Source organism: Pseudoflavonifractor sp. 524-17 (assembly GCF_009935845.1).
Taxonomy (GTDB): Bacteria; Bacillota; Clostridia; order Oscillospirales; family Oscillospiraceae; genus Pseudoflavonifractor_A.
Map to the genome: position 1 here is coordinate 1 of NZ_QWEK01000082.1, position 8,704 is coordinate 8,704.

At 52.7% G+C, this 8,704-nt stretch carries 10 protein-coding genes; 8 read left to right on the forward strand and 2 right to left on the reverse strand.

From position 1 onward, the window contains the following. Positions 1-59: 59 nt before the first annotated feature. Both D1159_RS17950 and D1159_RS17955 read right to left on the reverse strand, forming a co-directional pair. On the reverse strand, positions 60-923 hold the full coding sequence (locus tag D1159_RS17950) for an ABC transporter permease (RefSeq protein ID WP_161846974.1): 864 nt from the start codon (positions 921-923) through the stop codon (positions 60-62). Continuing rightward, positions 920-1,921, reverse strand: a complete 1,002-nt coding sequence (locus D1159_RS17955; RefSeq protein WP_161846975.1) for an ABC transporter ATP-binding protein — start codon at positions 1,919-1,921, stop codon at positions 920-922. The genes D1159_RS17950 and D1159_RS17955 overlap by 4 nt, the downstream gene beginning before the upstream one ends. A 132-nt stretch (positions 1,922-2,053) precedes the next feature. Here D1159_RS17955 and D1159_RS17960 point away from each other — a divergent pair, with 132 nt between their 5' ends. The 8 genes from D1159_RS17960 to D1159_RS17995 all read left to right on the forward strand — a co-directional run bounded on the left by D1159_RS17960 (position 2,054) and on the right by D1159_RS17995 (position 8,300). Then, positions 2,054-2,476 carry a MarR family transcriptional regulator gene (locus D1159_RS17960; RefSeq protein ID WP_161846976.1) on the forward strand — a complete coding sequence of 141 codons (423 nt, stop codon included), beginning with the start codon at positions 2,054-2,056 and terminating at the stop codon, positions 2,474-2,476. A 90-nt stretch (positions 2,477-2,566) separates the two neighbouring features. Further along, positions 2,567-3,913 (forward strand): MATE family efflux transporter, encoded by a 1,347-nt coding sequence (locus tag D1159_RS17965; RefSeq protein ID WP_161846977.1) that lies wholly within the window; start codon positions 2,567-2,569, stop codon positions 3,911-3,913. A 104-nt stretch (positions 3,914-4,017) separates the two neighbouring features. Continuing rightward, entirely contained in the window at positions 4,018-4,506 is a 489-nt protein-coding gene (locus tag D1159_RS17970) for a hypothetical protein (RefSeq protein WP_161846978.1), read from the forward strand. A gap of 1 nt (position 4,507) precedes the next feature. Continuing rightward, positions 4,508-5,173: a GTP pyrophosphokinase family protein gene (locus tag D1159_RS17975; protein WP_161846979.1), complete on the forward strand. Its 666-nt coding sequence runs from the start codon at positions 4,508-4,510 to the stop codon at positions 5,171-5,173. Next, positions 5,161-5,835, forward strand: coding sequence for a response regulator transcription factor (locus tag D1159_RS17980; RefSeq protein WP_347563726.1), 675 nt, complete (start codon positions 5,161-5,163; stop codon positions 5,833-5,835). Before D1159_RS17975 ends, D1159_RS17980 begins: the two co-directional genes overlap by 13 nt. Then, the gene (locus tag D1159_RS17985; protein ID WP_161846980.1) at positions 5,832-7,064 is read left to right on the forward strand and encodes a HAMP domain-containing sensor histidine kinase; all 1,233 of its coding nucleotides are present in this window, start codon (positions 5,832-5,834) and stop codon (positions 7,062-7,064) included. The genes D1159_RS17980 and D1159_RS17985 overlap by 4 nt, the downstream gene beginning before the upstream one ends. Positions 7,065-7,143: 79 nt before the next feature. Continuing rightward, positions 7,144-7,593 carry a hypothetical protein gene (locus tag D1159_RS17990; protein WP_161846981.1) on the forward strand — a complete coding sequence of 150 codons (450 nt, stop codon included), beginning with the start codon at positions 7,144-7,146 and terminating at the stop codon, positions 7,591-7,593. A 92-nt stretch (positions 7,594-7,685) separates the two neighbouring features. After that, positions 7,686-8,300, forward strand: a complete 615-nt coding sequence (locus D1159_RS17995) for a hypothetical protein (RefSeq protein ID WP_161846982.1) — start codon at positions 7,686-7,688, stop codon at positions 8,298-8,300. Positions 8,301-8,704: the final 404 nt, after the last annotated feature.

Consider the following 8,704-nt stretch of genomic DNA (forward strand, 5'->3'; position numbering starts at 1 on the left):
TCCGCGAAAGGCGTTCCGGTTCAATCCACTGCTGGATGTTTGGAAGTTCAGCTTTTTCATCAGTTGTACCTCCGTTTCTCCAGCGACTGGATGGACAGGAACAGGAAAAACACGATCACGCTGGCATAGTAGACGATAGAGGCCATATCAAAAACACCGTTGACAAAGCCGGTGAACCGGTCAAACAGGGATAGTCTGGTCATGACGCTGGGCAGTAAACCTTCAAATTTTGTGCTGTCCATAAAGCAGGTAATGGCGATAGCCGCAATCAAAACAAAGCAGATACCATAGGCCAGATTCTCATTTTTCGTCAGATGCTTAATGACTGCTCCCAAGGCCAGAATGATGACGCAGAGGGCAACTACGGAGCCAAAGGCGGTGGTGGAGACATACTCCGACAGGCTGACGCTGAAATAGTTCAGCAGGATCACCGCGATTCCAACCCCTGCGGCGAAACCCTGGTTGTCGGTCAGGGATGAGATAAACACTCCCAAGGCAATCAGCGCCGCACCCATGATGAAGAAGGCCAACATGGATCCGTAGGAGGTCAGCAGGTACACATCCCCGAACTGGCTGAAAATCAGGGGATAGACCGCAACGATGCACAGCGGGATCACGTAGACCGCCAGCAGAGCCAGATACTTACCCACAACCACCTGGGTGGTGGTAATGGGCAGAGAGTACAGCAGTTGGTCGGTCTTTTGCTTCCGCTCCTCGGCGATGACCCGCATGGTCAGGATGGGGACGATCACCGCAAAAATGATGCTGAAATAGCTGAGCGCAAATTCAAAATTGCTTACCGCTGCCTCGATGTTGTAGAGCATAGCGCCCAATCCCACCGCCAGAAGCAGGCCCGCCCCGAACACATACGCGGTCATGGAGCGGAAATAGCTTTTCAGCTCATGCTTTAATACCGCCGTCATTCCTCTGCCACCTCGCTGTCCACAATTTCAGCCTCCACAGCAGGAGGCTCGGAAGCGCCGTCATCCGTTTCCGCCAGTTCCAGGAAAATGTCCTCCAGGTTGGCTTTCTTCACGGTCAGCTCCAGCAGAGCTTTGCCGGCTGTGGCAAAGGCAAAAAAGACAGTCCGGGAGAGATCGTAGACATTGCTGAGGTCCGTTTTGATGCGGGCAGTCACAAGGCCGGTCCCCGTTTCCTCCAGTGTCAGGTCTGTGATGTGGTCAACACCCTCCAGCAGTACCCTGATTTCCGCCGCGCTGTCATCGGAGGTCAAAACCACCTCGTTGGGGGAGAGCAGGTGTTTTTCCAGATTCTCCGGGGTGTCAAAGGCCACCAGCTTCCCCTTGGCGATCATGATGATCTGGTCGCAGATGGTCTGCACTTCGGAAAGAATGTGGGAGCTGAAAATCACAGTATGGGTCTGCCCCAGTTCTTTAATCAGGTCCCGTATCTCAATGAGCTGAATGGGGTCCAGGCCCACGGTAGGCTCGTCCAGGATGATGACCTTGGGATTGCCCAGCAGGGCCTGGGCGATACCCACCCGCTGCTTATAACCCTTGGACAGCGCAGAGATGCGGCGGTGAGCCACCTCCTTGATCCCCGTTTGAGAGATCACCTCGTCTATCTGCCGCTCCAGCTCGCCCCCCCGCAGGCCCTTGGCCTCGCCTACAAAGCGCAGATATTCCTCCGGCGTTTCGTTCATGTAGAGCGGAGGCTGCTCCGGGAGATAGCCGATGAGCTTTTTGGCCTGATTCGGCTCCTCGAAGATGTCGTGTCCATCGATGCGGACGCTGCCCTCCGTGGCGGACAGGCAGCCGGTCATGATGTTCATAGTGGTGGACTTTCCCGCGCCGTTGGGACCCAGAAAGCCGTATATCTGGCCGCTGTCCACGGTAAAACTCAGGTCTGATACCGCCAAATGCTCACCGTAGCGCTTGGTCAGATGGGAAATTTCGATCAAGGGTGTCCCCTCCTTTTGGTTAGGATAGAGCTATTATAACGGGCGAACTTAAAAGCTACTTAAAAAACGAACGCTGGCTATTGACAAATTTTCAAAAGCGTGCTATCTTTATGGCTGTCAGGAGGGATGTCAATGGAAACACGGCAGGAATGCGGACCGCTTCTTAAACAGATCAACGATGAGATGCGGAAAAATGCCAACAATGCCCTACGGGCCAAGGACTTGACGCTGACACAGCTGGAGGCGCTGATACAGCTGGAGCAGGCCCCAGAAGGACAGCATTCGTTGAAGGAGCTGGAGCAAATTCTCCATGTGGCGCAATCTACGGCGGCGGGGATTATGTCCAGGCTGGAGCAAAAGGGCTATGTGGAAGGGTTCGGTGATGCCGGGGACCGGCGGATCAAGCTGGTACGGATCACACCGGCAGGCGTTGAGTGCGTTCGCACAGCCCTGCATCATCGGGCCGAGGCGGAGGAGCGGCTTCTCTCAGGTTTGACAGAAGCCGAACGGAACATCTTCTATATGCTTCTGCAAAAGGTGCGGAACTCCCTGTAACATTGCCGCCGTAATTTTTCGGCGGCAATCCCTTACGACAATCAAAAGCAGACTATCAAACGTATCATTTCAAATTCAGGAGGAACGATTATGAGCGATACCATGAACCTTTTTGAGAAAGCACCTGTACCCCAGGCGGTACTGAAAAACGCGCTCCCCGCTATGGCGGCTATGCTGATGGTCCTGATTTACAATCTGGCGGACACCTTTTTTATTTCCCAGACCCACAGCGATATTCTGGTGGCGGCGGTGTCCCTGGCAACACCGGTGTTCCTCATCTTCATGGCAGTCGGAACCATTTTCGGCATTGGAGGAACCTCGGTCATTTCCCGCGCCTTTGGGCAAGGACGGGCTGAACATGCAAAGAAGGTGTGTTCCTTCTGTATGTGGGGATGCGTGGCGGTGGGAATCGCCATGTCCGCTGCTTTCCTGATCTTTATGGAACAGATTCTAGCCCTGATCGGGGCCAGCGCGGACACCTGGGAACCGGCGAAAACCTACCTGACCATCGTAGCCTTAGGTGGGCCCTTTGTCCTGCTTTCCAACTGCTACTCCAATATACTCCGGGCAGAAGGCCAGCCCAATAAGGCGATGGCAGGTCAGGTTTTGGGAAATTTGCTCAATGTGATCCTGGATCCTATTATGATCCTGGCGTTCAACTGGGGGATTGCTGGAGCTGCCATTGCCACGGTCATCGGCAACGTGGCGGGCGCTGGGTATTATATTCTCTATTTCCTGCAAGGAAAATCAACACTTAGTATCCATATCAGGGATTTCTCCGTCAAAGACCAGATTTTTACCGGCGTTTTGGCTATTGGCATCCCGGCCTCGTTGGGTTCTCTGCTGATGAGCGTATCACAGATCATTGTCAACGCAAGAATGGCGGGCTATGGGGATATGGCTGTGGCGGGAATGGGCGTGGCCATGAAGGTGACTATGATAACCGGCATGGTCTGCATCGGCTTCGGTCAAGGGGTTCAGCCCCTGCTGGGGTACTGTGTTGGCGCAAAGCTGTGGGAGCGGTTCAAAAAAATCATGCGCTTTTCCATCTTCTTTTCTCTGGCTCTCAGCGCGGTCATGACGGGGCTGTGCTATCTGCTCCGCAGCTCCATCATCCGTGTGTTTCTGACGGAACCGGCCTCCTTTGACTATGCGCTCACCTTCACCAACATTCTGCTGACTACCAGCTTTCTGTTCGGTGTGTTCTATGTGCTGACGAACGCTTTGCAGGCCATGGGCGCGGCGGTACAGGCTCTTATTATCAACCTCAGCCGTCAGGGGATCATCTACATCCCGGCGTTGTTCCTTCTCCAAGCCATGTTACAGGCCAACGGCCTGGCCTGGGCGCAGCCCGTAGCGGATTTGCTTTCCACGGCGCTGGTCGCGTTGCTGTACCTGTGGACTTCTCGAAAGATGATGGCAGCTCCTCAAGAGTAAAAATTTTGACACCGCCGTGTTTCTTTTAAGTTATTTTTGAGTATGGCATCTATACTGATAGCAAGGCTTCATTCATAGAAGCCCGCCAAAAGGAGGTGCCTGTGATGCGTGTACAAAAAGTAGGAATCGCGCTGCTGCTGTTGCTTCTGTCCGGCTGTGCCAGCATGAGCGCAGCGCCTCCTGAAAAAACAGAGGAGGATGAGCTTTCCATTGCGGCTCTGTTCCAAACTGAAAATGGGGACACCCTCAACGGAAGCGCGGCCTGTTTCACCACGGAGGCCAACAGCGACCATTGTCAAGTGGACAGCGAAGGAGTGGCCAGCGTCTCCGGCCTGCCGAGGAGCGGCGAACTGCTGTTGACATTGTTTGACCCGCAACAGGAGGTACAGGGCGCTATGACGCTTTTCTTTGACCAAGGGGCCGTGATTGACGCGACCACCGGCCAGGACGGTGTGGGGCATATCACTGTCAGGAATGACACCAGCGAAGTGGCGTTGATTTTTATTCTGACGGAGGACAGGACGCTGCAATGTACGCTTTGGCTGGAAAGGACAGTCCCACCCAACATGGATCACCCACAGAAGGGAGCTTGATTTGGAAAATTTACCTCTTGAGATCACCAGTGCAGAACGGTTTTTTTATGGAGACTACCTGATTCTTTTGGAAGGCGCGATTGAGGAATTTCTCTCCTGTCTCCAGATGATTCGCCGCTATCAGGTCAGCCGGGGACAGCGTGACCCGATTGCTTCGTTCCAGGCCAGGATTAAGAGTGCGGAAAGCATGAGGGCAAAGCTGGAGCGGCAAAATCTCCCCATCACAGCGCACAGCGCCCTTCAGGATGTGTGGGATGCCGCAGGGGTACGCTTAGTCTGCCCCTTTGTCCAGAATATTGACCAGACGGTCAGCCTCATTCGCCAGATTCCGGGTGTTCAGATTTTGCGGGAAAAGGATTATATCCGCAACCCGAAACCCAGCGGATACCGCAGCTATCACATGATCCTCTCCCTGCCTTTGCGCTTTTTGGAGAAAGCGCCGGAGCATCCGGTCTGGCTGGAAGTTCAGCTTCGCACCATTGCCATGGATTGCTGGGCCAGCATTGAGCATCAGTTGAAATATAAACAGGATATTGCAAATCAGGCGCTGATCGTCCAGGAGCTGAAACGGTGTGCGGATGAAATTGCCTCTACGGACTTGTCTCTGCAAACCATTCGGGATTTAATAGGGGGACCGGGAAAGGAGGGTACATTGTGCGGATTTTAGTTTCCGATGATGAGCCGGAGATGACTATGGTGCTGGAGGCCCTGCTGAAACGGGAACATTACTCTGTGGATGTGGTCTATAACGGACAGGACGCACTGGATTATGCGCTTGCGGAAAACTATGACTGCATCATTCTGGACATTATGATGCCCCGTCTGGACGGCATCCAGGCTTTGCAGGCGCTTCGGGGCAAAAATGTCGCCACGCCGGTGTTGCTCCTGACGGCAAAAAGCCAGGTGGAGGACCGGGTGGCCGGACTGGACAGCGGCGCAGATGACTACCTGCCCAAACCCTTCGACAACCGGGAATTTATCGCCAGGGTCCGGGCCTTGACACGCAGGGGCGGGGAGTACACACCCAAGGTCCTCTCTGCCGGAAATGTCACACTGGACTGCTCCACTTTTGAACTGAAATGCGGTTCCTCTTGTATCCGGCTGGGCAATCGGGAGTTTCAAATGCTGGAGTTGCTTATGCGGCAGGAGGGGCGGCTGATCTCCACAGAACAGTTTATGGAGCATATCTGGGGCTACGACAGCGAGGCGGAGATCAACGTGGTCTGGGCCTATATCTCCTATCTGCGGCGGAAGCTGGAGGCGGTAGGGGCCAATGTCTGCATTGCCGCCCGCCGGGGTCAGGGGTATCTGCTGGAGGAAACAACATGATTCCTTCCTTACGCCGGAAATTCATTCTCATCGCAATGGCCTCCCTGATTGGAACCATGGCCGTTCTCTGTACGGCAATCGGTATTAGCAACCACTTTATTACCGCTAATCGTGTGGACAAGGCTATTTCTATTCTTTATCAAAACGGAGGAACCTTTCTTCCTCCAGGCACCCATTTTGACCCCTCGAACTTTAACTTCCAGATTACCCCGGAGACGCCCTTTGAAACGCGGTATTTTATTGTAGAGCTCACCGCCCAAAAGGAAATCCGGTCCGTTGTGTTGGACCATATTGCCGCACTGGATCGTCAGACTGTGGTGGACACCATCAGCCAGATCGTCAATACCGGAGCGAAGAGGGGGTATGTAGACCATTACCGTTTCGGCGTATTCCCGGATGAAGTGGGAGGAAGCACAGTCATTGTGCTGGACTGTTTTCTCCAGCTCCAGGCAGCCAATAATACGCTGCGCATTACGGTTATTATATTCCTGGCCTGTGTTCTGACTGTTTTTGCTCTGCTGATGGTTCTGTCCAAACGGGCAATCCGTCCTTTTGTAGATAATCTGGAGCGGCAGCGGCAGTTTGTTACAGATGCTTCCCACGAACTGAAAACGCCGCTGGCGATTCTGTCGGCGGACATAGGACTGCTGGAAGATACCTATGGAGAGGACAAGTGGCTGGAGAGCGCAAAATCTCAAATCACACGTTTAGACAGGCTCATCAAAAATCTGGTGGAGCTGGCCCGCACAGAGGAGACAATTAAAGAGGACACGGTAGAACTGTTTTCAATCAGCGAGATTGCCCAAGCCAGCGCAGACACGTTTCAGCCGCTGGCTGAGGCGGACGGAAAAACCTTGACATCGGAAATTCCTGATGAGATCAGCTTAAAAGGTGTCCAAGACAATTTCTTTCGTCTGTTTTCAATTCTGCTGGACAATGCGGTCAAATACTGTGATCCAGCGGGGAATATTTATCTGTCTGTATCTGTAAGGGGGCGGAATATCTATATTTCCGTATCAAACCCATGCGCGGGGGTGGACACCGCCCAGCTCTCCCGTTACTTTGACCGTTTTTACCGGGCAGATTCCTCCCGCGCCCGCTCCACCGGGGGCTATGGAATCGGCCTGTCCACCGCCAAGGCGATTGTCACCCGGCATAAGGGCCGCATTTCCAACCATTATGCGGATGGAGTCATCACCTTTACCGCAGTCATCCCGCAGATGAGCTAATGCTCCTGCGTTTATCATATAGTCCCAGCCGGAGATCCGGCATATCAAACAGGTCATTTTCAGAAAGGAAGGAACTGCTATGAGCATGACAATCAGCGCGGCAAACTATTTCAGCAACATCCATCAAAACGCACGCACCACCGATGAGGAGAAACAGGAACAAAAGGGGGCTACGGCTGACGTTGGCAAAACCCAGCAAAGCTCTGTGTCCGCCAGCTTGGATCAGGCGAACATGGGCCAGGACGGGGTTGCCATCACCGAGGTCAGCCGCCAGCAGGGAGTGGAGCAGTCCGCCACGCAGAAGCAGCCCGCCGCTCCCCGCATGGACACCGTGGAGATCAGCGAGGAAGGCCGGGCGGCCAGCGCCAAGCTCCAGGAACAGCAACCCGAAACTGCGGCGGCAGAGGTGGAGCAGTATGAGGCGGAGGATCTGTCTGAGTACACAGATACCGAGCTGAAGCAGATGTACTACAAGGGCGAGATCACGCGCCAGGAGTATGAGGACGAGACTGGCGCGGTGTTGGAGTAAGCGCAAGGTATCCGTCACATAGAGGCGGTGATGTATAGGAAAAAATGCCTGTCAGATGGGAATTGCATATTAAACGAAGGAGATGATCAAACATGAAGAAGCAAATTATTGGAATGGTTCTGGTATGCGTTATGGTCATCGGTATGTCTGCATCGGCATCAGCGGCAACACTGGCGCTGGATGAAGAAACCAAAGAAGAATACTATTTGGAGTACATTGAGATTGCCAAGGAGGTTTCTAAGGAAGCCGAGCTGGATATTTCTGTTCTCCCCATAGATGAATTCCAGGAAGAAGATTGGCGGGCCCCACAGGAATTTCGTGATTTTATCACAGAGGTGGCATACTGGCATCTAACTTGTACAGACAGTGGCGATGATACTCTAACCCGATCCACAGCTTCCGCCACTAAAAGCACTACGGTTACAGCTGATAGCCGAAGCTATACCTTGTCAATCACTGGCAGTTTCAAAACCGATTTGAACACCTCTTTTGGCCAGCAGCGATTCAGTGGCATCAATTCCATCACTTCCAAGTTAACAGGCTCTACTGGAACCTGGACACTGACAGGATATGAGTCGCAGAGTATGGATGCGGCCAGAACGTATGGTATTACTGTTTCGGGTAAACTCACCATTGCTGGAGCAGTCTTTTCCAATAAACTGGCCTATGTTGAGTTTTACTGCAACGGCCAAGGCGTTGTAAGTTGAGTACTGGAGTTCCACTACGTTTCGAATAGTGGAGGGGACTTTTGTTGCTTGATGATACCTCCAGCCAATAGCAGGCACCCTGTTTTGCCCTTAATTGTATATTAAATGGCGCTATTGTTAAGAGTGTTATAAATTGAAAAGGGCAGCAAAAAGGACACGGCCATCTTTGCACGATGGCTGTGTCCTTAAGTGATGATCCAGTCAAACTTGTATCCATATGGGAGCACTTTGTCAACAGCTCCATTTTGTCACAAAGATTTGCTTTTTTGGTAACTGCCTTGTTATGTGTTGATTTTCGTCTTGTCCTTTATGCGTACCGACCTTATGAGTGATGTGGTATAAAAAAAGTTGACACCCCATTCTCAAGGATTGGGTATATAATCAAGAGAATAAGGAGTGGACAA